This is a genomic window from Streptomyces sp. H27-C3 (assembly GCF_030063415.1).
GTDB lineage: Bacteria > Actinomycetota > Actinomycetes > Streptomycetales > Streptomycetaceae > Streptomyces.
Window position 1 is genome coordinate 13,476 of record NZ_JASITA010000058.1, and the last position, 23,518, is coordinate 36,993.

General features: G+C 71.6%; 21 protein-coding genes. 12 read left to right on the forward strand and 9 right to left on the reverse strand.

The window, feature by feature from the left end; translation table 11 throughout:
* The first annotated feature begins 29 nt into the window (after positions 1-29).
* From QMK30_RS35120 to QMK30_RS35130, 3 genes are all read left to right on the forward strand, one after another.
* Positions 30-944: an SDR family oxidoreductase gene (locus QMK30_RS35120; protein ID WP_283522406.1), complete on the forward strand. Its 915-nt coding sequence runs from the start codon at positions 30-32 to the stop codon at positions 942-944.
* Positions 945-1,072: 128 nt separating this feature from the next.
* Positions 1,073-2,494: an acyl-CoA dehydrogenase family protein gene (locus QMK30_RS35125; protein ID WP_283522407.1), complete on the forward strand. Its 1,422-nt coding sequence runs from the start codon at positions 1,073-1,075 to the stop codon at positions 2,492-2,494.
* Positions 2,491-3,540 (forward strand): Zn-dependent alcohol dehydrogenase, encoded by a 1,050-nt coding sequence (locus QMK30_RS35130; protein WP_283522408.1) that lies wholly within the window; start codon positions 2,491-2,493, stop codon positions 3,538-3,540. Before QMK30_RS35125 ends, QMK30_RS35130 begins: the two co-directional genes overlap by 4 nt.
* A gap of 76 nt (positions 3,541-3,616) precedes the next feature.
* On the opposite strand, the gene QMK30_RS35135 is transcribed toward QMK30_RS35130, so the two are convergent.
* Complete coding sequence (locus QMK30_RS35135; protein ID WP_283522409.1) at positions 3,617-4,642, reverse strand: GlxA family transcriptional regulator; 1,026 nt, start codon at positions 4,640-4,642, stop codon at positions 3,617-3,619.
* A gap of 74 nt (positions 4,643-4,716) precedes the next feature.
* Between QMK30_RS35135 and QMK30_RS35140 the strand changes: the two genes are divergently transcribed.
* From QMK30_RS35140 to QMK30_RS35145, 3 genes are all read left to right on the forward strand, one after another.
* Positions 4,717-5,397: an MFS transporter gene (locus tag QMK30_RS35140; RefSeq protein ID WP_349362148.1), complete on the forward strand. Its 681-nt coding sequence runs from the start codon at positions 4,717-4,719 to the stop codon at positions 5,395-5,397.
* Position 5,398: 1 nt separating this feature from the next.
* Positions 5,399-5,566: a hypothetical protein gene (locus tag QMK30_RS38600; protein ID WP_349362149.1), complete on the forward strand. Its 168-nt coding sequence runs from the start codon at positions 5,399-5,401 to the stop codon at positions 5,564-5,566.
* A 289-nt stretch (positions 5,567-5,855) separates the two neighbouring features.
* Positions 5,856-7,112 (forward strand): MFS transporter, encoded by a 1,257-nt coding sequence (locus QMK30_RS35145; RefSeq protein ID WP_502963283.1) that lies wholly within the window; start codon positions 5,856-5,858, stop codon positions 7,110-7,112.
* Between the two features lie 4 nt (positions 7,113-7,116).
* Here QMK30_RS35145 and QMK30_RS35150 read toward each other — a convergent pair whose 3' ends face one another.
* From QMK30_RS35150 to QMK30_RS35165, 4 genes are all read right to left on the reverse strand, one after another.
* The gene (locus QMK30_RS35150) at positions 7,117-7,731 is read right to left on the reverse strand and encodes a flavin reductase family protein (protein WP_283522425.1); all 615 of its coding nucleotides are present in this window, start codon (positions 7,729-7,731) and stop codon (positions 7,117-7,119) included.
* 69 nt (positions 7,732-7,800) lie between these two features.
* Positions 7,801-8,646 (reverse strand): enoyl-CoA hydratase/isomerase family protein, encoded by an 846-nt coding sequence (locus QMK30_RS35155; RefSeq protein ID WP_283522411.1) that lies wholly within the window; start codon positions 8,644-8,646, stop codon positions 7,801-7,803.
* 508 nt (positions 8,647-9,154) lie between these two features.
* The gene (locus tag QMK30_RS35160) at positions 9,155-11,395 is read right to left on the reverse strand and encodes an acetate--CoA ligase family protein (protein ID WP_283522412.1); all 2,241 of its coding nucleotides are present in this window, start codon (positions 11,393-11,395) and stop codon (positions 9,155-9,157) included.
* Positions 11,396-11,907: 512 nt separating this feature from the next.
* On the reverse strand, positions 11,908-13,086 hold the full coding sequence (locus tag QMK30_RS35165; protein WP_502963281.1) for a flavin-containing monooxygenase: 1,179 nt from the start codon (positions 13,084-13,086) through the stop codon (positions 11,908-11,910).
* Between the two features lie 177 nt (positions 13,087-13,263).
* On the opposite strand from QMK30_RS35165, the gene QMK30_RS35170 reads away from it, so the two are divergent.
* Positions 13,264-13,713: a DoxX family membrane protein gene (locus QMK30_RS35170; protein ID WP_283522414.1), complete on the forward strand. Its 450-nt coding sequence runs from the start codon at positions 13,264-13,266 to the stop codon at positions 13,711-13,713.
* Positions 13,713-14,186, forward strand: coding sequence for a Zn-ribbon domain-containing OB-fold protein (locus QMK30_RS35175; protein ID WP_283522415.1), 474 nt, complete (start codon positions 13,713-13,715; stop codon positions 14,184-14,186). The genes QMK30_RS35170 and QMK30_RS35175 overlap by 1 nt, the downstream gene beginning before the upstream one ends.
* 47 nt (positions 14,187-14,233) lie before the next feature.
* Here the strand turns inward: QMK30_RS35175 and QMK30_RS35180 are convergent, their stop codons facing one another.
* Both QMK30_RS35180 and QMK30_RS35185 read right to left on the reverse strand, forming a co-directional pair.
* Entirely contained in the window at positions 14,234-14,956 is a 723-nt protein-coding gene (locus QMK30_RS35180; RefSeq protein ID WP_283522416.1) for a pyridoxine/pyridoxamine 5'-phosphate oxidase, read from the reverse strand.
* A 92-nt stretch (positions 14,957-15,048) separates the two neighbouring features.
* Positions 15,049-16,227, reverse strand: a complete 1,179-nt coding sequence (locus tag QMK30_RS35185; protein ID WP_283522417.1) for a thiolase C-terminal domain-containing protein — start codon at positions 16,225-16,227, stop codon at positions 15,049-15,051.
* Positions 16,228-16,404: 177 nt separating this feature from the next.
* Here QMK30_RS35185 and QMK30_RS35190 point away from each other — a divergent pair, with 177 nt between their 5' ends.
* Positions 16,405-17,592 (forward strand): acyl-CoA dehydrogenase family protein, encoded by a 1,188-nt coding sequence (locus tag QMK30_RS35190; protein ID WP_283522418.1) that lies wholly within the window; start codon positions 16,405-16,407, stop codon positions 17,590-17,592.
* A complete protein-coding gene (locus tag QMK30_RS35195; RefSeq protein ID WP_283522419.1) occupies positions 17,592-18,074 on the forward strand; it encodes a nitroreductase family deazaflavin-dependent oxidoreductase in 483 nt (160 codons plus the stop codon). Before QMK30_RS35190 ends, QMK30_RS35195 begins: the two co-directional genes overlap by 1 nt.
* A 324-nt stretch (positions 18,075-18,398) precedes the next feature.
* Here the strand turns inward: QMK30_RS35195 and QMK30_RS35200 are convergent, their stop codons facing one another.
* Positions 18,399-19,046, reverse strand: a complete 648-nt coding sequence (locus tag QMK30_RS35200) for a TetR family transcriptional regulator (protein ID WP_283522420.1) — start codon at positions 19,044-19,046, stop codon at positions 18,399-18,401.
* Positions 19,047-19,475: 429 nt separating this feature from the next.
* Here QMK30_RS35200 and kbpA point away from each other — a divergent pair, with 429 nt between their 5' ends.
* Positions 19,476-20,261, forward strand: coding sequence for an AfsK-binding protein KbpA (gene kbpA / locus QMK30_RS35205; RefSeq protein WP_283522421.1), 786 nt, complete (start codon positions 19,476-19,478; stop codon positions 20,259-20,261).
* Positions 20,262-20,550: 289 nt separating this feature from the next.
* Positions 20,551-23,082 (forward strand): protein serine/threonine kinase AfsK, encoded by a 2,532-nt coding sequence (afsK, locus tag QMK30_RS35210; RefSeq protein WP_283522422.1) that lies wholly within the window; start codon positions 20,551-20,553, stop codon positions 23,080-23,082.
* A gap of 158 nt (positions 23,083-23,240) precedes the next feature.
* Here afsK and QMK30_RS35215 read toward each other — a convergent pair whose 3' ends face one another.
* Positions 23,241-23,402: a hypothetical protein gene (locus tag QMK30_RS35215; protein ID WP_283522423.1), complete on the reverse strand. Its 162-nt coding sequence runs from the start codon at positions 23,400-23,402 to the stop codon at positions 23,241-23,243.
* Between the last annotated feature and the right edge of the window lie 116 nt (positions 23,403-23,518).

Sequence of the window (23,518 nt, forward strand, 5' to 3'; positions counted from 1 at the left end):
CCGTCAGAAACCGCGGGAAGGGGCCGGACATGGGGAACTTCTTGGCAGGCAAGGTCATCGCCGTCACAGGTGCCGGGCGAGGCATCGGGCGGGCGGTGGCCCTGGCCTGCGCGGCCGAGGGCGCGCGGGTGGTCGTCAATGACTACGGCGTGTCCATGGAAGGCGCGGAGCCGACCAGCGAGGTCGCCGAGGCGGTGGTGAAGGAGATCGTGGCGGCGGGCGGTGAGGCCGTCGCGGTCGCGGACGACATCTCGACGATGGCGGGCGGGCAGCGGATCGTCGATGTCGCACTGGCGCAGTTCGGCCGGGTGGACGGGGTCGTGTGCGTCGCCGGGATCCTGCGTGAGCGGATGCTGTTCAACATGACCGAGGAGGAGTGGGACCCGGTCGTCGCCACGCACCTCAAGGGCACGTTCACCGTCTTCCGGGCGGCGTCCGCGGTGATGCGGCGGCAGGGCACGGGGACGCTGATCGGCTTCACCAGCGGCAACCATCAGGGCAGCGTGGCGCAGGCCAACTACAGCGCGGCCAAGGGCGGAATCATCTCGCTGGTGCGGAGCGCGGCGCTCGGGCTCCACAAGTACGGCGTGTCGGCGAACGCGGTGGCGCCGGTGGCGCGGACGCGGATGTCGGCGAACGTACCGATGGAGCTGAAGGAGATCGGTGAGCCCGAGGACGTGGCGGCGCTCGTCGTCTATCTGCTGAGCGAGCGCGCCCGGGACGAGCGGATCACCGGCCAGGTCTATACGATCGCCGGCCCGAAGATCGCGGTCTGGGCCCAGCCGAGGGAACTGCGGGCGGGATACGCGGAGGGCGGTGCGTGGACGCCGGAGCGGATCGCGGACTTCCTGCCGGGGACGGTGGGGGTGGACCCGATGCCGTTGCTGGCGCAGGTGGAGGAGATGGCGGTGGCTGCGGCGGCTAAGGGGCGGCCCAATGCGTGAGGGGGGCGGGGCTCAAGGTGTGGGGGCGGGGTGCGGGCTTGGCCGCGCAGCGGCCCAGCCGCCCACCCGCACCCCTCTCCGCATCCCCCCTCGTCAGCTCACACACGCAGCGACACAGGAGGCGCATCGTGGACTTCGGCTTCGGCGCAGACGACGACGCGTTCCGGGCGGAGGCCCGCGCCTGGCTCCAGGCGCACCTCGTAGGGGACTTCGCCGCCGCCACCGGCCAGGGCGGGCCGGGCAGTGAGCATGAGGGGAACGCCGTCCGGCACCGGTGGGAGCGCGAGCTCGGCCGGGGCGGCTGGATCGGACTCGGCTGGGACGGGACGCCGGACGGCGTGGGACCTCTACCGGACGGCGGGCCGCACGCCCCGTCGGGCGACGCTGGGCCCGTGCCGGGCGACGGGCCGCACACTCCGTCGGGCGACGCGGGGCCCGCGCCCAACGGCGGGCCGCACGCCCCGTCGGGCGACGCGCCGCCCGGAGCCCAAGTCGCGCTCACCCCATCCGGCGTCAACCCCCTTGGCCCGTACGGGAATCGCCGCGCGACCCTGACCCAGCAGGTCGTCTGGGCCGAGGAGTGCGCCCGCGTTCAGGCCCCCGCCCGTGTCGGCCACATCGGCGAGAATCTCCTCGCCCCGACCCTCCTCGCCTACGGCACCGCCGCGCAACGGGCCCGATTTCTGCCCCCGATCACCCGTGGCGAGGAGCTCTGGTGCCAGGGGTACAGCGAGCCCGGCGCCGGGTCCGATCTGGCCGCCGTGCGTACCGTCGCCGTGCGGGAAGGGGGCGGGGGGCCGTACCGAGTCAGTGGGCAGAAGGTGTGGACCTCCCTCGCCCAGGAGGCCGACTGGTGCTTCGTGCTGGCGCGCACCGAAGCGGGGTCGGCGCGGCACCGCGGGCTGTCGTTCCTACTGGTGCCGATGGATCAGCCGGGGCGTATCGACGTACGGCCCATTCAGCAGTTGTCGGGGACGAGCGAGTTCAACGAGGTCTTCTTCGACGGGGCCGAAGCCGCGGCGGAGCATGTCGTCGGGGGTGAGGGCAACGGGTGGCGCGTCGCGATGGGGCTGCTCGCTCTGGAGCGTGGGGTGTCGACCCTGGTTCAACAAATCGGATTCGAGGAGGAGTTGGGTCGAGTCATCGGCGTGGCCCGGGAATCGGGCGCCCTCGCTGACCCCGTGCTGCGCGATCGCCTCGTACGGCAGTGGGCCGAGCTGCGCACCATGCGGTGGAACGCCCTGCGGACCCTGGGCCGCACCGACGACCCCGGCGCCCCGAGCGTCGCCAAGCTGCTGTGGGGAGGCTGGCACCAGCGGCTCGGTGAGCTGGCGATGCAGGTGCGGGGCGTGTCCGCCGCGGTCGGACCAACGCCCTGGAACGAGGAGCGACCGTATGAACTCGACTCCCTGCAAAGGCTGTTCCTCTTCAGTCGCGCCGACACCATCTACGGCGGCTCGGACGAAATCCAGCGCAACATCATCGCCGAGCGCGTACTCGGCCTCCCGAAAGACCCGAAAGACCCGAAAGACCCGAAGGAGTCGTTGTGAGAGGTGTCATTTTCGACGGCAAGCAGGCCCGGGTGGTCGACGACCTGGAGATACGGGACCCCGGACCGGGCGAGGTCCTGGTGGACGTGGCGGCGGCCGGACTGTGTCACAGCGATCTGTCGGTCATCGACGGGACCATCCCGTTTCCGCTGCCGGCCGTCCTGGGGCACGAGGGCGCGGGCGTCGTCGCGGCCGTCGGCCCCGGCGTCACCCATGTGGTGCCCGGTGATCATGTGGCGCTGTCCACCCTCGCCAACTGCGGTACGTGCGATCAGTGCGACCGGGGGCGGCCGACCATGTGCCGCAAGGCGGTCGGCATGCCGGAACAGCCCTTCTCCCGCGCGGGGGAACCGCTCTACCAGTTCGCCTCCAACTCCTCTTTCGCGGAACGGACGGTCGTCAAGGCCGTGCAGGCCGTGAAGATCCCGTCCGATATCCCGCTGACCTCGGCCGCGTTGATCGGCTGCGGGGTGCTGACGGGCATCGGGGCGGTGCTCAACCGCGCGAAGGTCGACCGCGGCGAGAGCGTCGTCGTCATCGGCGCGGGCGGCATCGGGCTCAATGTCGTCCAGGGCGCGCGGATCGCGGGTGCGCTCACCATCGTGGCCGTCGACGCGAACCCGGCCAAGGAGGCGCCGGCCCGGCAGTTCGGTGCGACGCACTTCGTCGAGTCCGCCGCCGCGGTGCGCGAGATCCTGCCGACCGGCGCCGACCACGCCTTCGAGTGCGTCGGGAACACGAGCCTCATCCGGCAGGCCATCGACCTCCTCGACCGGCGCGGCCAGGCGATCCTGCTCGGCGTGCCCGGGGCGAGCGCCGAGGCGTCGTTCCTGGTCTCGTCCATGTACCTGGACAAGTCGATCCTGGGGTGCAGGTACGGGTCGTCACGGCCGCAACGCGACATCGTGCTGTACGCCGATCTGTACCGCCAAGGGCGGCTGCTGCTGGATGAGTTGGTGACGGAGACCTACCCGGTCGAGGACTTCGCCAAGGCCGCGGACGACGCGCTGCACGGGCGGGTGGCGCGGGGGGTGCTGACGTTCTGACCGACGGGCTGTGGTCCGTGGGCCTCTTGACCGACGGGCCGAGGGTCGCAGGTATCTTCCCCGACGGGCCATCGGGTCAGGCCCCCGCCCCCGCCCCCGTGCGGAACGTCCGCCGGTAGACGGTCGGCGGCACGCCCAGCGCGGACTGCATGTGCTGGCGCATCGACTGGGCCGTGCCGAAGCCCGCGTCCCGCGCCACTTGGTCGACGGACAGGTCCGAGGACTCCAGCAGGTGCCGGGCCCGCTCGACGCGCTGCTGCGTCAGCCACTGGCCCGGACTGATGCCGACCTCCTCGCGGAAGCGGCGCGTGAAGGTCCGTACGGACATGGATTCCTGCTCGGCCATGTCCCGCAGCTGGATCGGGTCGTGCAGTCGGCCGATGGCCCAGGCGCGGGCCGTTGTCGTGGTCGCCAACTGCGGCTCCGGTACCGGGCGTTGGATGTACTGGGCCTGGCCGCCGTCCCGGTGCGGCGGTACGACCGTACGGCGCGCCACATCGTTGGCGACCGCCGCGCCGTGGTCGCGCCGCACGATGTGCAGGCACAGGTCGAGCCCGGCGGCGACCCCCGCCGATGTCAGTACGTCGCCGTCGTCGATGAAGAGGACCTCGGCGTCGACCTTGATCAGCGGGAAGAGGGCCTGGAAGTGCGCGGCGGACGACCAGTGTGTGGTGGCGGGGCGGCCGTCGAGGAAGCCCGCGGCGGCCAGGACGTAACCGCCGGTGCAGATGGCCACCAGTCGGGTGCCCGGCCTGATGTGGGTGAAGGCGGCGGCGAGCTCGTCACTGAGCCGGCCCTCGGTGTAGACGCTGCCCAGCTCGTACGAGGCGGGAATGATGACCGTGTCGGCGGTGGCCAGCAGCTCGGCGCCGTGCTCGACATGGATGGCGAAGTCCGCGTCGGTACGGACGGGGCCCGCTTTGATGCCGCAGGTCACGACCTCGTACAGCGGCCGTCCCGCACTGTCCTTGGCGCGGCCGAAGATCCGGTGGGGGATGCCAAGCTCGAAGGGGAGGATTCCGGCCAGGGCGAGCACCACGATGCGGTGCGGGGCCGCGCGTCCACCCACGAGGCTCTCCTGCTCCTTGTTCCCCTTGGCCATGGTGTGCTCCCGGATCGGTGATCGGCGGCGTTAATCATTGGTGTCCAGACCAATTCCTGGTACCTCTCCCCACTGTGACTGATAGGCGTGCGGCGACCCGGACCATTCCCCCGCCCGAAAAGATGCCGGTGAACGGCCTGTGGAATCGCGACTTCCAGCTGTTCTTCGCCGCCCGGACCGTCGCCCGCTTCGGTGACGGCATGGCGCCGGTCGCGCTCGCCGCCGGGCTGCTCGCCACGGGGCGCGACGCCTCCGCCGTCAGCTTCGCGCTCGGCGCGTGGATGGTGTGCTTCGCAGGGTTCGTGCTGTTCGGCGGCGTACTCGCGGACCGGTTCACGCCGCGCCGCATGATAGTGATCGCCGACGCGATGCGGCTGGTCTCCGCGGGAGTGCTGGCCCTGGTCTTCGCCGTGCTCGGCCCGCTCATCCCCCTGGAGGCGGTGGTCGTCACCGAGCGGCACGGCTCGACGGTGTTCGGAATCATGATGGCGGTCAACGGCGCGGGCAACGCGGTGGGCGGCCTGCTCGCGATGCGGCTGAAGCCGCGTAGGCCCCTCTTCGCGGGGGCCTTCGCGGCTGCTCGGGGTGACGGCGAACCTGCTGGTGCTCGGCTTCGACGTACCCATGGGGCTGCTCGCGGCGGGGTTCTTCGCGCGGGGGGGGGGGGGGGGCTTCGCGTTCTGGCTGGTGATGTGGCACACGACCGTACAGACCCACGTTCCGCCGGAGGCGCTCAACCGCCTGCACGCGTATGACGTGGCGGGCTCGCTGATCATGCTCTCGGTGGGGCGCGGGCTGACGGGGCCGGTCGCCGAACGGGTGGGGGTGCGTGAGGTCGTGTTCGCCGGGGTCGTGATGAAGGTGCTGGTGTGCGTGGCGTTGCTCTCGGTGCGGGCGATCCGGGGACTCAAGCGGATCGGATGAGCGCCGGGCCTGCATGCCATGGCCCGATCGTATCGAACGCTGACCTTCGGGCCACTCGTTCGGGGAAACCGCAGACCGGATGCTGGGCCACGTGACGCAGACAACCGACGATTCAGCCGCCAGTACGACGCCGGACAGTGCACCCGCGGCTTCGAGTCCGACCGACGCGGCCGGCTCGACCGGCTCGACCGGCCCGGCCGACCCCACCGACCCGACCGTTCTTACCGACTCGGCCGGTCAGCTCGACTCGACCGGTCCGCGCAGCCAGAGCGTTCGCCCGGGCCGGTGGCTGCTACCGCGCAAGATCCACCGGGCCTGGCTCGTCGCGGCGGTCACCTTTGTGACGATCATCGGCGGGGCCGCCTTCAACTCCCTGCCCGGCCTGCTTATCAACCCGCTCCACCAGGAGTTCGGCTGGTCGCGCGGTGAGATCGGCGTCGCCGTCTCCATCGACATGGCGCTGTACGGTCTCACCGCCCCGTTCGCCGCCGCCCTCATGGACCGCTTCGGTATCCGCCGGGTCGTGGTCGTGGCGCTGAGCATGGTCGCCGCGGGCGCACTCCTCAGCGTCTGGATGACGGCCAGTTGGCAGCTGATGCTCTACTGGGGCCTGCTCGTCGGCCTCGGCACAGGATCGATGGCGATGGCCTTCTCGGCGACGGTCACCAACCGCTGGTTCGTGGCCCACCGCGGCCTGGTCACCGGCGTCCTCACCGCGGCCGGTGCCTCCGGCCAGCTGGTGTTCCTCCCGCTCTGCGCCTGGATCGTGGAGAACCACGGCTGGCGCCCCGCCTCCATCACCGTCGCCCTCGCCGCGCTGGCCGTCGTACCGTTCGTCTGGCTGCTGATGCGCGACCACCCCGCGGACGTCGGACTCGCGCCCTATGGCGGGGAGTTCGTCCCCAAGCCCGCGCCGCAGCGCGGCGCGGCGAGCCGCGCGGTGAAGGTGCTCTTCAAGGCCGCGAAGACGGGCCCGTTCTGGCTGCTGGCCGGCACCTTCGCCATCTGCGGTGCCTCGACGAACGGCCTGATCCGCACCCACTTCGTACCCGCCGCGCACGACCACGGCATGCAGATCACGGCGGCGGCGGGCCTGCTCGCGATGATCGGCGTCTTCGACATCATCGGCACGATCGCATCCGGCTGGTTCACGGACCGCTTCGATTCGCGCCGCCTGCTCGCGGTCTACTACGCCCTGCGCGGCATCTCGTTGCTCTTCCTGCCGATGCTGCTGGGCCCGTCCGTCCAACCGCCGATGATCTTCTTCATCGTCTTCTACGGCCTGGACTGGGTCGCCACGGTCCCGCCGACCATCGCCCTGTGCCGCGAGCGGTTCGGCGAGGACAGCGCGATCGTCTTCGGCTGGGTCCTCGCGTCGCACCAGGTGGGGGCGGCGCTGGTCGCCTTCGCGGGTGGTGTGGCGCGGGACGTCTTCGGCAAGTACGACATGGTCTGGTACGCCTCGGGCGCGCTGTGCGCGATGGCGGCGCTGATGGCGCTGGTGATCCGGCGCAAGCCGGTGAAGCCGGCCGCGGTCCCGGCGTAGCCGCTCAGGTTTCGAAGCGCCCGAATTTTCCTCGGTGGAAGAGGAGCGGCTCACCGCTGACGCCCTCGTCGTCGGTCGCGTCGCCCAGTGCGTCGACCCGGCCGACGACGATCAGGTGGTCGCCCCCGGTGTGCACGGTCTGGATCGTGCAGTCGATCCAGGCCGGTACGCCGTCGAGGAGCGGCGACCCGCTCTCCGGGGCCCCCTCGTATGTCACCCCGGCGAACTTGTCCGCCCCGCTCTTCGCGAAACCGAGGCACAGCGCGCCCTGGCCGGCGCCCAGGATATTGACGCAGAACACTCCGGCGCGGGCGATGCGCGGCCAGGTCGTCGACGTACGGGCGACCATGAATGCCACCAGGGGCGGGTCGAGCGAGAGTGAGGCGAAGGACTGGCAGGCGAAACCGGCAGGGCCGGCCTCACCGTCCACGGCGGGCGCGGTGACGACGGTGACGCCGCTCGCGAACTGGCCCAGCACACGCCGGAATTGGGCCGGGTCGAGCGGCAGCCGCTCGTCCTCGCCGACGGCCCGCAAGTCGGGGCGCGGCAGCGCGTCGAAGGGCTCGGTGGCGGTGGCCGCCCCGACGGACCTGAGGTATCGGACGGCGGTGGCCGCCATCCCTGCGTGTCCCATCACCCTCGCCATTGAAGCTGACGACCCGTCAGAAGTGAAGAGGGGATGGGTCGTTCAGAGGCCCCGGTATTTGGGCGTACGCCGCTCGACGAAGCTCGCCACCCCCTCGTTCGCGTCCGCCGTCGTCATATTGATCTCCTGCGCGGTGGCCTCCGCGGCGAAGGCGCCGGCGCGGTCGGAGTCGAGGGAGGCGTTCACCAGCTGCTTGGTGAGGGCGAGGGCCCGGGTGGGGCCACTGGCGAGCCGCTCGGCCCAGGCGCGGGCCGTGTCCGCGAGTTCCTCGGCGGGGACGACCCGGTTGACCAGCCCCATCCGGTGCGCCTCCGTGGCCGGGAGCGAGTCGCCGAAGAACATCAGCTCCTTCGCGCGCTGCGGGCCGATCAGCCGGGGGAGGAGGTAGGCCCCGCCGCCGTCGGGGACGAGTCCACGGCGTACGAAGACTTCGATGAACTTGGCCGATTCGGCGGCCAGTACGAGATCGCAGGCAAGCGCGAGATGCGCGCCGAGCCCGGCGGCGGTGCCGTTGACGGCGGCGATCACCGGCTTCTCGCAGTCCAGGACGGCGCCGATGAGCCGCTGCGCGCCGAGCCGGATCGTACGGGCGACATCCCCGGCGACGCGCTCGGCGGCCCCGGCGCTCCCGCTCCGCAGGTCCGCCCCGGCGCAGAATCCCTTGCCGGTGGCGGTGATGACGACGGCGCGGACCGAGGGGTCGGCGGAGGCGTCGGCGAGCAGGGAGATCATGCGCTCGCGCTGGTCCCCGGTGACGGCGTTCATGGCTTCGGGGCGGTTGAGGGTGATCCATGAGACGCCGTTGTCAGTGGCGTGCAGTACCAATGAATCAAGCGAATCAACCGATTCCGCTGTTCCTTCGACGGCTTCACGGGGAGAGTCGGTCATGATCTTGCTCCTGTTCAGGAAAGTTCAGCGGGCCCGGCGATCCCTGCACGCCCGGCATATCCGGCCCGTCCGTGGCTCTTGGCTCACCAGGTACTTCCGGCCCGTCCGTGGCTCTTGGCTCACCAGGTACTTCCAGCCGGTCCGTGGCTCTTGGCTCACCAGGCACCTCCAGCCCGTCCGGCGCTCTCGGGGCACCCGGCACTTCCAGCTCTTCCGGGGTGTTCGGCGTGCCCCGTACCTCCAGCCCGTCCGGCGTTTGAGGGCAAAGGGGGTCTGGGGGCCTGCCCCCAGTTTCGGGAAGGGGCGGGTAGGGGACAGCGCCGCAGGCACCCCGCACCACAGACACACCCGCATCCGCGCCGCAGGCACCCCGCACCACAGACACACCCGCATCCGCATCCGCATCCGCGCCGCAGGCACCCCGCACCACAGGCACACCCGCATTCGCGCCGCATCCGCATCCGCGCCGCAGGCACCCCGCACCCGCCCCGCGATGACCGCCGTCACCTCACCGGCACACCGCCAACGCGTCCAACGCCACCGCCCCCTGCCCCCGAGGCAGCACCATCAGCGGATTGATGTCGAGCTCGGACAGATCGTCGCCCAGCTCCAGCGCCATCCGCTGGACCCGCAGCACGACCTCGACCAGCGCGTCCACATCCGCCGGGGGCGCGCCCCTGATGCCTTCGAGGAGCGCGTGGCCGCGCAGTTCGCCGAGCATCGCCCGCGCCTGGTCCTCGCCGAACGGCGGCACCCGCACACTCGCGTCACCGAGCACTTCGACCAGGACACCGCCGAGCCCCACGGTCACCGTCGGGCCGAAGAGCGCGTCCTGGGTCACCCCGACGACCATCTCGACGCCGCGCTCGATCATCTGGCAGACCAGCACGCCGTCCAGCTCGACTCCCTCGTACCGGGCGATGTCCGCCAGCTCGCGATAGGCGTCCCGGATCTGGCTGGCGGAGGTCAGCGCGACTTTCACCAGGCCCAGTTCGGTCTTGTGGGCGAGCTGAGGCCCGGACGCCTTCATGACGACCGGGTAGCCGACGAGCCCCGCCGCGCGTACGGCCGCCGCCGCGCTGGTCACCAACTGCTCGCGCGGTACGCGGATTCCGTACGCCCGCAGCAGCTGCTTCGCCGCGTGCTCGCTCAGCTGCCGACCCGGGCGCATCAGGGCCTGCGCCTTGCGGAAGGAGGGGGAGTGGGTGCGCGGCGCCTCGTCGAACGGGGAGCGGTACCCGGCGGTGAAGCGGTGATGCCCGAGGTAGGCGCGTACGGCGGTGATGCAGTTGCCGAAGGTGCGAAAGGTGGCGACCCGGGAGGAGCCGAGGAGCGTCGTGCGGTAGGCGTCCTCGGTGCCGACGGGGGAGCCCCAGACGACGCACACCAGCTTGTCCGTGACCTCGGCCGCGTCCACCAGATCCTGCGCCAGCTTGTCGCTCATCGGCGGGAACGGCCCGGTGATCGGGCAGATCAGCACACCCACCGCCGGGTCCGCCAGGATCGCCTCGATGATCTTCGGCCCGCGCCAGTCGCCGACCGGGTGGCCGCCGTTGTCGACGGGGTTGGCGACGCTCAGGAAATCGGGTATCCACGCGTGCAGCTCGGCCTGTTTGGCGGCCGAGAGCTCCGGCAGTTGCAGTCCCGCCGCCGTGGCCAGGTCCGAGAAGTGTGCGCCCGTGCCGCCCGAGATCGAATAGACGACGACTCCGTCGGCCACCGGCTTCCTGGCGCGCGCCAGTAGGGCCGCGGTGTCCTGGAGTTCGTCGAGCCCGTCCACGCGGATCACCCCGAACTGCCGCATCGCCGCGTCCACGAGCTGGTCCGCGCCGGTCAGCTTGCCGGTGTGCGACGCTGCCATCCGGGCGCCCGTCTCGGTGCGGCCCACCTTGACCGCGACGACCGGCACGCCCGCCCGCGCGGCCCGGTCGGCGGCGAGTAGGAAGGAGCGGCCGTCCTTCAGGCCCTCGACGTAGCAGGCGATGGCCCCGACCTCGGGCTGCTGGGCGAAGTACGAGATGAAGTCGGCGGTTTCCAGGTCGGCCTCGTTGCCGGTCGGCGCCCAGTGGGAGAGCCGGATGCCCAGCTCCTGGAGTGCGTAGAGCGGACGGCCCTGATGGCCGGACTGGGTGATCAGGGCGATGGCGGGCCCTACAAGGTCCTCGCGGAACGCCTCGAAGGCGTTGAGGTTGGTGTTGGGCCCGAGCAGTCGCAGTCCGGACCGTTCCACCGCGGCCGCCAGCCGCGCCTGGGCGGCGGCGCCCTCCTCGCCGGCCTCCGCGAAGCCGGACGCGAAGGCCACCGCGAACTTGACCTTGGCATCGGCCAGTTCCTCGATGACCGGGAGGGGGTCACCGACGAGCAGTGCGGCCAGATCGACCTGCTCGGGCAGGTCCCCGACGGAAGGGAGACAGCGCAGACCGAACACGGACGTACGGGTGGGGTGGACCGGATACAGCCGGGCGCCGACCCGCTCGGCCCAGGCGATGAGTTGCCGGGTGATGCCGGTGTTGGGTCGGCCTTCGGTGTCGGACGCGCCGATGACGGCCACCGATTCGGGCCGGAAGAAGCGGTCGAGATCGGGGACGGGGGCGTGCAGCGGCCGCCCGCTGACATCCAGGTCGCCCGCCGCAGCACCGGTTCCTGCGGAGGTGCTGCCGTGGACGGCATCGGGTCGGGGCTGCTCTCCGCAGGCCACAACGCGGGCGCGGAGATCTGTGGTGAGGGTGCCGTGGGTAGATCCAAGCATTGTTTCAGCCCGCTCCTGCTCGTCGGCCAACAGAACTGACGCATAGTCAGGTTACTGAACTGACGGCTCGTCAGGAATAGTTGGGCAGGCAAAGCCTGGCGGGAGTACTTCAAGAGAGTCCCCGGGCGGGCCCGGGGAAGGTCCCGGGGTGTGCGCTGTGCTGCGCCGGAGTGCGGTGTCTCCCGCAGGTCGGACACGGCATATCCGCACCATGGCGCGCTCCGGCCCCGCACGTTCTCACGGGCCGCGCCGCCGGACCAGGGGGCCCGACGGCTTCCGGCCACGGGCCCGATGAGCGGCGGCGCGCGGCAGACGGATCTCATGGCCGACGGTGGTGCGGGGTCGGCGGACCTCATGTCTGGCGGTGGTGCGGGGTCGGGGCGCCCGGACACCGGTGGCGCCCCGACGTCGCGGCGGCTCGTGCCCGGCGGTGGCGTGCGGCCTGCGGGACCGCGTGCCCGGCGGTGGCGTGCGCTCGGGTGGGGCTTTGCTTTCGGTCGAGGCGGCGCGGGTCAGCGGGGCTTCGTGCGCGCGGCCACCGCTCGGGCGACCTTCCGGGCGTCCCTCGCCATCTCTCGGAGCATCCCGCTGATCGGGTTCGTGTACCCGATGAAGTAGAGCCCCGGCGCCTTCGCGGGCGTGCGGGCGCCGTGGGTGACCGGGCGCCCCCGGTCGTCGAGGATGTTCAGGTGGCCGACCAGGTCCTCCAGGGCGCGGCGGTAGCCCGTTGCGGCGATCACCGTGTCCGGCGTGATCCGGGAGCCGTCCGCCAGGATCACCTTGCCGTCCTCGAAGGACTCGACGGCTGCGACCGGTTCGACCTTCCCGCGTCGTACGGCGTTGATCAGGCCCACGTCCTGGACCGGGATCGCCCCCTCGTGCACCCGGGAGTACAGGCCGCCCGTCGGGCGGCGCAGGCCGTGCGACGACAAGTCGGGGACGGAGATGCGGCCCAGCACGTCACCCGCCCGGTCCACCAGGCCCACCGGAAGCCGTCGCACCAGGATGCCGGTGCGCTGGGCGGGCCAGCCCGCGGTCGAACGGCGCAGGATGTACGGAGGCGTGCGCACCGCGAGCCGCACCCGCGAGGCCCCGCCCTCCATCAGGTCCACGGCGATCTCCGCGCCCGTGTTGCCGGTTCCGACGACGAGGACGTCCTGGCCCGCGTAGGTCGCGGCGTTGCGGTAGGTGCCGGCGTGCAGCAGTTCGCCGCCGTAGGTGTTCCTGCCGGGCCAGTCGGGGATGAGCGGGGTGTGGTTGTAGCCGGTGGCGACCACCACGGCCGAGCCGGTCAGCTCCCTGCCGCCGGTTGCGTGCAGCACCCAGCCGTCGCCGTCGGACGCGGCGTTGACCCGCGAGACCTCGACGCCCGTGACGATCTCCAACTGGTGGAATTCGGCGTACTTGTCCAGGTAGCGGACGATGTTGTCGCGGGAGACCCAACGTCCGAAGGAGCGCGGTATCGGCAGCCCGGGGAGCGCGGACAGCCGTCGCGTGGTGTGCAGGCGCAGCCGGTCGTAGTGGCCGCGCCAGGAGGCGCCCACGGTGTCGGCCTTTTCCAGCACGACGGCTCGTACGCCCTGCTGGCGCAGCGCCGCGGCGGCGGCGAGTCCGCCCGGCCCGCCGCCGATGACGTAGACGGGTCGGTCGTTCGTGGTGTCGGCCATGAGTTGTGAGCGTAATAGCGGCATTTCTTGATAGGTCTCGGTCAAGACCGAAATCGGTTGCGAATCGATCACGGTCCGTCGCGACATGACACCCCACTGTCCCACTCGACCGCCCCGGCCGTCCTGCCTCTTGCGCGCAGCGGCCCGATCGGTTGAACTGACGTATCGTCAGATTTGTGCAGGGCGGAGGGGTGGACCGGGATGCAGACCGTCTGGCTCGGCGGCGCCGAGTGGCTTGCCGTGCTGCGCATAGGCCTGGGCCTGTGGTGGCTGGAGAGCTGGCGCCACAAGGACAAGAAGGGCTGGTTCGAGCGCGGTACGGGCATCGCCTGGGCGGCGGACGTCGCCGGCAAGCACAAGTGGCCCGCGGTGAACACCGGCTTCCGGACGGTGGTCGCGCCCCGCCCCAAGGCCATGGCGTACGTCGTCGTCTACACCGAACTCGCCATCGGTCTGGGCCTGGTGGTCGGCTTCCTGACGCCGATCGCTCTCGTCGGCGCCCTGCTCCTCAATCTGCTCTACCTGATCCTCATGATCCACGACTGGGCCGAGCAGGGGCAGAACGCCGTCATGGCGCTGGCCACGCTGGTCGCCCTCTTCGCCATGTCCTGGCAGAGCTGGTCCCCCGACAGCGCGATCGGACTGTTCTGATGGCCAAGCCTCCGACGACGGTGACTCCGACGACCGCGACCGCGACGACCGCGACTTCGAGGACCGCTGCGGCCCCCGACATCGACGCCTTCACCCGCCCCTACTGGGAGGCGGCGGCGCAGGGGAACCTGCTGCTGCGCCGCTGCCTGACGTGCGCGAAGGCGCATCACTACCCGCGGGAGTTCTGCCCGTCCTGCTGGAGCGAGGACGTCGGCTGGGAGCCCGCGAGTGGACGCGCCACGCTCTACACCTGGTCCGTCGTGCGCCGCAACGACCTGCCGCCCTTCGGCGAGCGGGTCCCGTACGTCGCCGCGGTGGTCGATCTCGCGGAGGGGCCAAGGATGATGACGGAGGTCGTCGACTGCGAGGAGGCGGATCTGCGGATCGGGATGGAGCTGGAGGTCGTGTTCCGGGAGGGGGAGGCGGAGGGGTACGCCGTCCCCGTCTTCCGGGGCGCCCGGGGTGGCGGGTAGCGCCGACGACGCATCCGCGACCGGAGCCGGTGGGGGTGGCGCTTCGGTCACGGCCAGAGCAGTTCCCTGATCCAGTGGACGGCGCCGGCGCCGTCGGCGTCCCGGCGGTAGCGGAGCCGTACATGGCGGCGGCGTTCGTCCCCCTGGAAGAACTCCACCTCGGCGGGCTCGACGACGTACAGCGTCCACGAAGGTACGTCGGCCCCGGGATCGGCCTGTGCCTGGTCCCACGCGGCCTGCGAGGCCCGCAGCAAGTGCCCGTACTGCGGCAGGACTTCACTCTGGTGACCGACGAGCGCGGAGGCGAGCGCGCCCGTCGACCGCGCGTGCAGATCGGCGCGGCTCTCCTCGGGCGACCCGACGGTCACCGGCCCCCTGACCCGCACTTGGCGCCCCTGCGCCGCCCAGTAGAAGCCGAGGGCGGCATGCGGCGCGGCGGCCAGCTGGCGGCCCTTGGCGCTGGTGGCGTGCGAAGCGAAGTGCCAGCCGCGCTCGTCGGCGTCGTGCAGCATCAGGGTCCGTACGTCGGGCAGCCCGTCCTGGTCCACGGTCGCCAGGCTCATCGTGTGCGGCTCGCTCTGACCGGCCTCGACCGCCTCGGCGAACCACCGGTGGAAGAGCGTGAGCGGTTCGCGGGGCGCGGTGGCCGTGTCGAACGCGGGCAGCTTCGAGTCCCATACGTGCTGGAAGCGGAGCAGGTCGTGGAAGTCGTCGGCTTCCGGCTTATGCGGATGCGGGTGTGGGTGCTGGTGCGGATGCGGATCGCTCATCCCGTCATCTCACACCATGGGCGTTACGGGACGAATACGGAGCGGGGTGAAACGTTGGGTCCCGGCCGAGGCGGAGGAAGAGGCGGCCCGGGTCAGCCGCGCCCCAGCACCACCGTGCCCGACGAGCAGAACCAGCCCCCGGTCCCGGAGGCCACCGCCAGTTCGGGCAGCCGCCCACCCGCCTTGCGCACCTGACCGTCGCCCGCCTCGCCGCGGAGCTGGCGCACGGCCTCGACCAGTAGGAACAGGCCGCGCATCCCCGGATGGCAGGCGGACAGGCCGCCGCCGTCGGTGTTGACGGGAAGTTCGCCGTCCCGCAGTAGGCGGCCCTTCTCGACGAACGCGCCGCCCTCGCCCTTCGCGCAGAAGCCGAGGTCCTCCAGCGTCACCAGCGTCATATAGGTGAAGGCGTCGTAGATCTCGGCGAGGTCCATGTCGGCGGGGCCCACCCCGGCCCGCTCGAAGGCCAGGCGCCCGGAGACCGCGGCGGGGGAGACAGTGAAGTCCTCCCACTGGGACATGGCGGTGTGCGAGACGGACGTTCCTGCTCCCAGTACCCACACCGGGGCCTTCGCCATGTCCGGTACGTAGTCCTCCGCGACCAGCAGCACCGCACAGCCGCCGTCGCTGCGGATGCAGCAGTGCAGCTTGGTGAAGGGGTCGGCGATCATCGGACCCGCGAGTACGTCGTCCACCGTCACCGGGGCGCGGAACATCGCGTCCGGGTTGGTCGCGGCGTTCGCCCGTGCCTGGACGGCGACTTCGGCGAGCTGCTCCAGGGTCGTGCCGTACTCGTGCATGTGGCGGCGGGCGGCCATCGCGTACTTGGCGACCAGAGTGTGCCCGTACGGCACCTCGAACTGGAGCGGGCCACGGGCGCCGAAGGAGAGGTTGGACGTCCTGCGGCCCGCCTTGATGTCGGCGCGGGCTGTCGACCCGTACACCAGGAGTACGGCGTTGGCGTGCCCGGCGGCGATGGCGTCCGCGGCGTGCGCGGCCATGACTTCCCAGGTGGAGCCGCCGACGCCGGTGGAGTCGACCCAGGTGGGGCGCAGCCCGAGGTACTCGGCGACCTCTACGGGGGCGAGGGTGCCGAGACCGGCCGACGCGAAGCCGTCGATGACGGAGCGGTCGAGGCCGGAGTCGGCGAGTGCGCGGCAGGCGGCCTGGGCGTGCAGGGCGTACGGGGTGGCCTCGTCGACGCGTCCGCAGTCCGAGAGGGCTGTGCCGGCTACGGCGACCTTGCGGGGGTGGCGGGTTGGGGAGGACATGAATCTGACGGTACATCAGATGCGGGGAGGGCGGGGGCGGGGCGGGGGCGTCTGCGGCGTGCGGTAGGGGGCAGTCCCGCGCGGCGGCACCCCCACCCGCACCCGCCTACCCGCACCCCTGTCCATCTCGCGCGCCCGCCTCTAACATGACGACCCGTCAGAAATGGAGGGGAGCCCATGGACGCCGCCTTCACCGCGGAACAGGACGAGATCCGCCGTACCCTGCGCGAACTGCTGGCCAAGCGATGCGGGCCCGACGAGGTGAAAGCCGCCGTCAGGACCGCCGCCGGGTACGACAGGGAGCTCTGGAAGCAGCTCGCCGAACAGCTCGGTCTGCCGGGCCTCGCCCTCCCCGCCGCATACGGGGGAGTCGGCTGCGGCTCCGCCGAACTCGCCCTCGCCTGTGAGGAGGCGGGCCGCACCCTGCTGCCCTCCCCGCTGCTCGCCACCGCCGCACTCGCCGCACCGTTGATCACCGCCCTGGGCACGGACGCCCAGCGCACCGCCCTGCTGCCGGCCATCGCCGGGGGCGCCCTGACCGCCGCCCTCGCCGTACCCGGCGGCAGCCTCAGCGCCGCGCTCGCCCTGACCGGCGACAACGCGGGTGGCGAGTGGGCCGGGGGCGGACGGGCCGGCGGGGTGCAGGCGCGGCGTACCGACGACGGCTGGCGGCTCTTCGGGGAGGCCGGGCAGGTCCTCGACGGGCACAGCGCCGGACTGCTCCTGGTCGCGGCGCACACCGGCGGCTTCGCCCGCAGCCGCGTTCTGCTGTTCCTCGTCACCGCGGACGCTCCGGGGCTCTCGTGCGTCCGGCAGGTGGCGCTGGACGAGACCCGGCCGCAGGCCCGTATCGAACTGCGCGAGGTCGCGGCCGAGTTGCTCGGCGCCGAGGACAGCGCCGAAACGGCCGACGTGCCGGGCGCCCTGGCCGCCGTGGGGCGTACCGTCGCCGCGGTTCTCGCGGCCGAGGCGGTCGGCGCCGCCTCGCAGTCGCTGGAGCGGACCGTCGACTACGTGGGCGCCCGCGAACAGTTCGGGCGGCCCATCGGCTCGTTCCAGGCGGTCAAGCACCGGCTGGCCGATCTGTACGTACAGGTCCAGGCGGCCCGCTCGGCGGCGTACTACGCGGCCTGGGCCCCCACGGCCGGCGCCCTAGCCCTCGCCCAGGCACTCGAAGCGCTCCGCACCACTGCGGGCGAGGCCGTCCAACTGCACGGCGGGATCGGTTTCACCTGGGAACACGATGCGCATCTCTACTTCAAGCGGGCCGCGTCGGACGAGCTGCTCTTCGGCCCGGTCCACCGGCTCCGCGCCCGCGCCGCCGAGGTCGCGGACCTCTTCGAACCGAAGGAGCTGGCCGTCTGATGCCGCCCGGATTCCGGCTGATCCAGAAGGTGTCGTCGACCCGCGCCTTCGCCAGGATCGCCCCCCACTGCATCCCGGCCATGGACCGCGCGGTCCACCGGCTGACCCGCGGCAACGTACTGCTGAGCGCCCAGATGCTGCCGGGCGTCATCCTCACCGCCAAGGGGGCCAAGAGCGGCCTGCCGCGCACCACACCCCTCGCGTGCATGCCGGAGGAGGGCTGCGGCTGGATCCTGATCGGCAGCAACTTCGGCAGGCCCGGACACCCCGCCTGGACGGCCAATCTGCTGGCCCATCCGGATGTGCTGATCAACTGGCGGGGCCGGGACGTCCCGGTGACGGCGCGGTTGCTGGAGGGCTCCGAGCGGGACGCGGTGTGGCAGGCGGCGGTGAAGTTCTGGCCGCCGTACACGACGTATCAGACGAGGGTGGAGCGGCAGATCCGGCTGTTCCGACTGGCGGAGCGGACGGCGGAGACCTGAGCCGTACGACGTCGCGTGAAGTCGTACGACGCGGTGCGGCCGTACGGACAAGGCCGTGCCTGTACATGCCTGCGGCGGACCACCCAGTGAGGGGGGTCCGCCGCTGACGTGACAGGACCGGGGCCGGCCGTGACGCCGCCGGTGCACCTCATTCGCTACGCGCTGTCCGATATCTGCTATCCGATACCCACTACTCGCCACCTGCTCGCTGATCGCTACGTGCTCGCCAGTCGGCCAGTCGGCCAGTCGTCGACCCGGTCCACCCGGGCGATCGGCTGCCTTCGCCGACCGCTTAGCCGACTCCTCCGCCGACTACTTCGCCGACTACTTCGTCGGCTTCTTGCCGGTGATGCCGAGGTGGACCAACAGCGCCAGGTTGGGCTTGAGTTCGGACTGCTTCACACCCCAGGCCGTGAAACCCTTCTGGTGCGAGGCGACCGCGGCCAGCATCGCGACCAGTGAGCCGGCGATCGCCGCGGGGCTGACGTCTTTGTCGACCTTGCCCTTGGACTGGAGTTCCTTCATCGAGTCCGTAAGGGAGTTGGTCACGGAGTTCAGGATCTTCATGCGGATCTTGTAGAACCGCTTGTCGCCCTCGGCCGCGCCCAGGTCGACCACGCGCAGAATCGCGTCGTTCCTGCGCCAGAATTCGAGGAATCCCTCGACGAGTTCCTCCGCGGTGGCCCAGCCCGCTTTGCCCACCCAGGGGCGGGCGGAGACGAGCTCGGTCAACCCGGCTCCCTCCTTGGCCATTTCTTCCGCGATTTCGAGGACGGCGCCCTCGACGTCCGGAAAGTACTGGTAGAACGTCGCTGGTGAAGTCCCTGCCTTGCGGGCCACGTCGATGACTTTGACGTCCCGGTAGGGCGACGAGCCGAGCATTTCGCTGAGGCAGTCGAGCAGCTTCTGCCGCGTCGCCTGGCCGCGTCGTCCGGCTACGCGGCCGTCGACGGTGCGTACTTGTCCTGTCATGCCGTCAGCTTACCGAGGGGTGATCGGAGCGCGATTCGGCCGACTGCAAATGGGGAAGAGGGCGTGCGCCGGGCGGGGACCGGGCGTCACCCGTACGTACCGTCGACCCCGGCCCGGACACCTCGGTGGCCGGATCCCGAATCTCCCGTCGGCCGGATCCCGAGGGTCGCGGCGACCTGACCCGGGCACCCCGGCGGCCTGATCCGTGCCCCGCGGCGGTCCGCGGCGGTCCTCGACGGCACTCCGACGCCCCTTCCCTGGGGAACCACAGACGTGCGCCGACCGCCCCGCCACGAATAGTCTTATCAACAGCCTGTGGACAACTTTGGTGGACAACCCATGGGGGGCGTGGGTGATACCCCCCATATTGAGCCAATTGTTCGATTCTTTTCGGCTGCGGGGTGCGCGTGCGCTGGCTACTTTGGCCCCATGGCCGTATTTGCGGAAGGCACGCCATGCTGGGTGGATGTGACGCTCGACGACCTCGAAGCGGGCAAGCGCTTCTACGGCTCCCTCTTCGGGTGGACGTTCGCGGATGCGGGCGGTGTGACACGGAGCCCGTCCGTGAACGCGCTCAGCGACGGCAGGAAGGTCGCCGCCCTGGCGCCCAAGAGCGACGGCCGCATGCCCACTGCCTGGGGCGTCTACTTCGCCACCGACGACGTCGTCGCGTTCGCCGCGAAGGTCAGGGCGGCGGGCGGGCAACTGCTGACCGAGCCGGTGGCCGTCGAGCCGCTCGGCGCGATGGCGGTGGCCGCCGACCCCAACGGCGGTGTCTTCGGGCTCTGGCAGGCGGGCACGCACAGCGGCTTCGAGAAGCGGGACGAGCCGGGCTCCTTCTGCTGGGCCGAGGTCTACACGCACGACAAGGAACTGATCGACCCGTTCTACGAGACGGTCTTCGGCTTCGAGGGGCACACCCAGGACGACGCGGGTGTCGATTTCCGCACCTGGTCCCCGGCCGGCACCGAGCCGGGGCCCGAGACCGCGATCGGGGGCCGCAGCGTCATGAGCGACGCCTTCCCCGTCGAGATGCCCGACCACTTCCTGGTCTATTTCGTCGTCGAGTCCTGCGACGGAGCCGTTGAGGCGACCAAGCGCCTCGGCGGACGCGTCCAGCTGCCGCCGGTCGACACCCCGTTCGGGCGGATCGCGGTGCTCGTCGACAATCAGGGCGCCACTTTCGCCATTCTGGCGGAGTCGGAGAAGATCTGACGGAGTCGGAGAAGATCTGAGAAGGGATCCGGCCGGCCCGATCGGATCCGTTCGGCGTTGTTCGTACGACATGAACTGCCGAACATTCCATGCAAATGCGGGTAATCTTCGCAGGACGCACCCGTGTGGCGTGTCCGAATCAGGGTGAGACACCCCGGTCCGGCCCTGGGTTCGCCTCCACCGCCTCCGACAGGAAGAATCAGGGTGTGCACCGCTGGGTGGTGCCCAGTGGTGAGACGCTGCATGGGGCTGTATTTGCGGCCTCGTACGGGGAGGTGGCAGGCAAGTGATGGAGCAGCTGACGCAGCACGACCCGCGGCGGATCGGCCCGTTCGAGGTGCTGAGCCGGCTCGGGGCCGGCGGCATGGGGCTGGTCTATCTCGCGCGCTCGGCGTCGGGCCGGCGAGTGGCGATCAAGACGGTACGGACCGAGCTCGCCGAGGACCAGCTGTTCCGCGTCCGCTTCACGCGTGAGGTGGAGGCGGCACGGGCCGTCAGTGGGTTCTACACGGCGGCCGTCGTGGACGCTGATCCGCGGGCGGCGGTGCCGTGGCTGGCGACGGCGTACGTCCCGGCTCCCTCGCTCGAAGAAATAGTGAATGAGTGCGGTCCGATGCCCGCCCAGGCGGTGCGCTGGCTGGCGGCCGGTATCGCCGAGGCCCTGCAGTCGATCCACGGCGCGGGCCTGGTCCACCGCGACCTCAAGCCGTCGAACGTCCTGGTGGTGGAGGACGGCCCGCGCGTCATCGACTTCGGTATCGCGTCGGGTGTCTCCAACACCCGGCTGACCATGACCAACGTGGCCGTGGGCACCCCCGCGTACATGTCGCCCGAGCAGGCGCGGGACTCGCGCAGCGTGACGGGCGCCAGTGATGTCTTCTCGCTCGGATCGACGCTGGTCTTCGCCGCGACCGGGCACGCGCCCTTCCACGGTGCCAACCCGGTCGAGACCGTCTTCATGCTGCTGCGGGAGGGCCCCAATCTGGAGGGTCTGCCCGACGAACTGCGACCGCTGATCAAGTCGTGCATGGGGATGGAGGCGCCGCTGCGGCCCAGCCCGGCCGACCTCCAGTCGCAGCTCGCGCCGCACCTCTTCGCCTCGGGCCAGGACGACAGCGGTACGGCGTCCGCCTGGCTGCCGCCGCGCGCCACCGCGATGATCGAGCAGCGCCGGGGCGGGCGCGCGTCCGTGCCGAGCGCGCCCCCGGTGCGCGCCCAGGCAGCGACACCGCCACGCCCCCCGGGCCCGCCGCCGACGGCGCCCGCACCCTCGTACGCGCAGGCACAGGGCCAGGGCCAGCAGGGTCAGGGTGTTCAGCTGCGGTCCGCGCACGCCGCCCAGGGCGCACCGGCCGCACAGGGGGCCCGCGGCGCGGGCGCCCACGCGGCGCAGGCCCCACAGCACGCCGTACGACTGCCCGGAGTGAAGCTGCCGATCGGACCCGGCCCGCGGGTCGCTGACGCGCACGCCGGGGCAGCGCCTGCCCAGGCGGGTCAGGCCACCGGCTGGATCAGGCCGCCCGCCGGGGTGACCGCGGCCGCGGTGAACGGGGCGGACGCGCCGACCGGTGTCGTACCGCGGCACGCGCCACCCCTCTCGTCGTCCCCGTACGCACCCTCCCAGCACATGCGGCCCCCGTCCGTACCGGCGCCCGCACCTCCGGCCGACGGCGCGGGGCCGTCCGGGGCATGGCGGCCCTGGCGGTTCCGGATGTCCAACGATGTGTGGGGCACTCCGGCGGTCGCGGGCGGCCTCGTCTACGTCACCTCCTTCGAGGTGCACGCCCTGGACGTGGCCAGCGGTCGGCGGCAGTTCAAGACGCGTGACGTCGCCTGGGTGATGGCGGTCACGGGCGGTCGTATACACGCCTCCGACGGCCCCACGCTGTACGCACTCGACGCCGCCGACGGCGCCGAGCGGTGGCGGCTGCAGACCGAGGCCTGGGTGTATTCGCTCAAGGCGGGCCGCGGCACGGTGGTCACCGGCACCCGCGGCGGCGGGGTCCAGGCGTGGGAGGCCGCGAACGGCCAGAAGCTGTGGGAACTCAGCGGCGCGCAGACCGACTTCGAGACCCCGGAGGCGGGCCCCGCGCTGCACGACGACGCGGTGTACGTGTGGCAGGACGCGCGGCTGCGCTCCCTCGACGCCCGTACGGGCAGCGAGCGTTGGTCGTACCCGATCGGCGACGCGGCCTCCTGCGGCGGGGTGCCGGTGCGGGTGACGCCCGCGCCCGACGGCTATATCTATGTCTCCGCCGGTACGCGCGTCCTCGCCATCGACACCGTCAGCGGCCGGGTGCGCTGGCACTTCGAGGCCCCCGCGGTCTTCCTCAGCGCGCCCGCCTTCGCGCCGGGCCCGGCCGTCACCGGCGGCGGTGTCTACCTCGCCGACTACCTCGGCACGGTGTACGCCCTAGACGCCTCCACCGGCAAGGACCGCTGGCGGATCGCGACCGAGTCCCGCCAGTCCATCGAGCCGGTCCTGGTCGCCGCGGGCAACGTCCATGTGGGCAGCGGCAGTGCGCTCTACACCCTGGACGCGGTCACCGGCACACCCAAGTGGCGCTTCGCGGCGGGCGGTGAGGTCGTCGGCGCGCCGGTGGTCGCCGACGGCCGGGTCCATTTCGGCTCCGCGGACCACTGCCTCTACACCCTGGACGCGAGCGGCGGCCAGTTGCGCTGGAAGCTGGCGACGGGCGGCGAGATCACCGGGTCCCTGGTGGCGCAGGACGGCGTCATCTACGCATGCAGCAAGGACCGTTGTGTGTACGCGCTGGATGCGGTGAAGGGTACGGCGACGGGCCGTTCCGGGGGCGCGTAGGCCTGACGGGCGTGGGCACCTTGACCCGCAAGCGGGCCCGTGAGGCGCGCATGTTTGGCGGGCGTGGCCACCATGCCTCTCGGGGGACGGCGACGGGCCGTTCCGGGGACGCCCAGGCCTGACGGGCGTGGCCGCTATGCCCTGGGGTACGGCGGCTGTTACTCGTCCGGCGTCGGATACCGGGGGCGGAAATCCTCCTCCGCCGGGTCCACCGGGGCGGGCGCGGCTTCGCCCCGGTGGCGGCCGCGCAGGACGCCGGCGGCCGGCAGCAGGAGTACGCCGCCGCCGAGCGCGTACGCGACAGCGCCGGGCAACTTCATCCCGTCCGGCGCTTGACGACATGCCCGAAGGGCGTCCGGGGTCCGGGGCCTGCCCCGGTTTGGGAAGGGGCGGGTAGGGGAACAGCCCGCCGCAGGCCCCGCCCGCCCCCATCGCC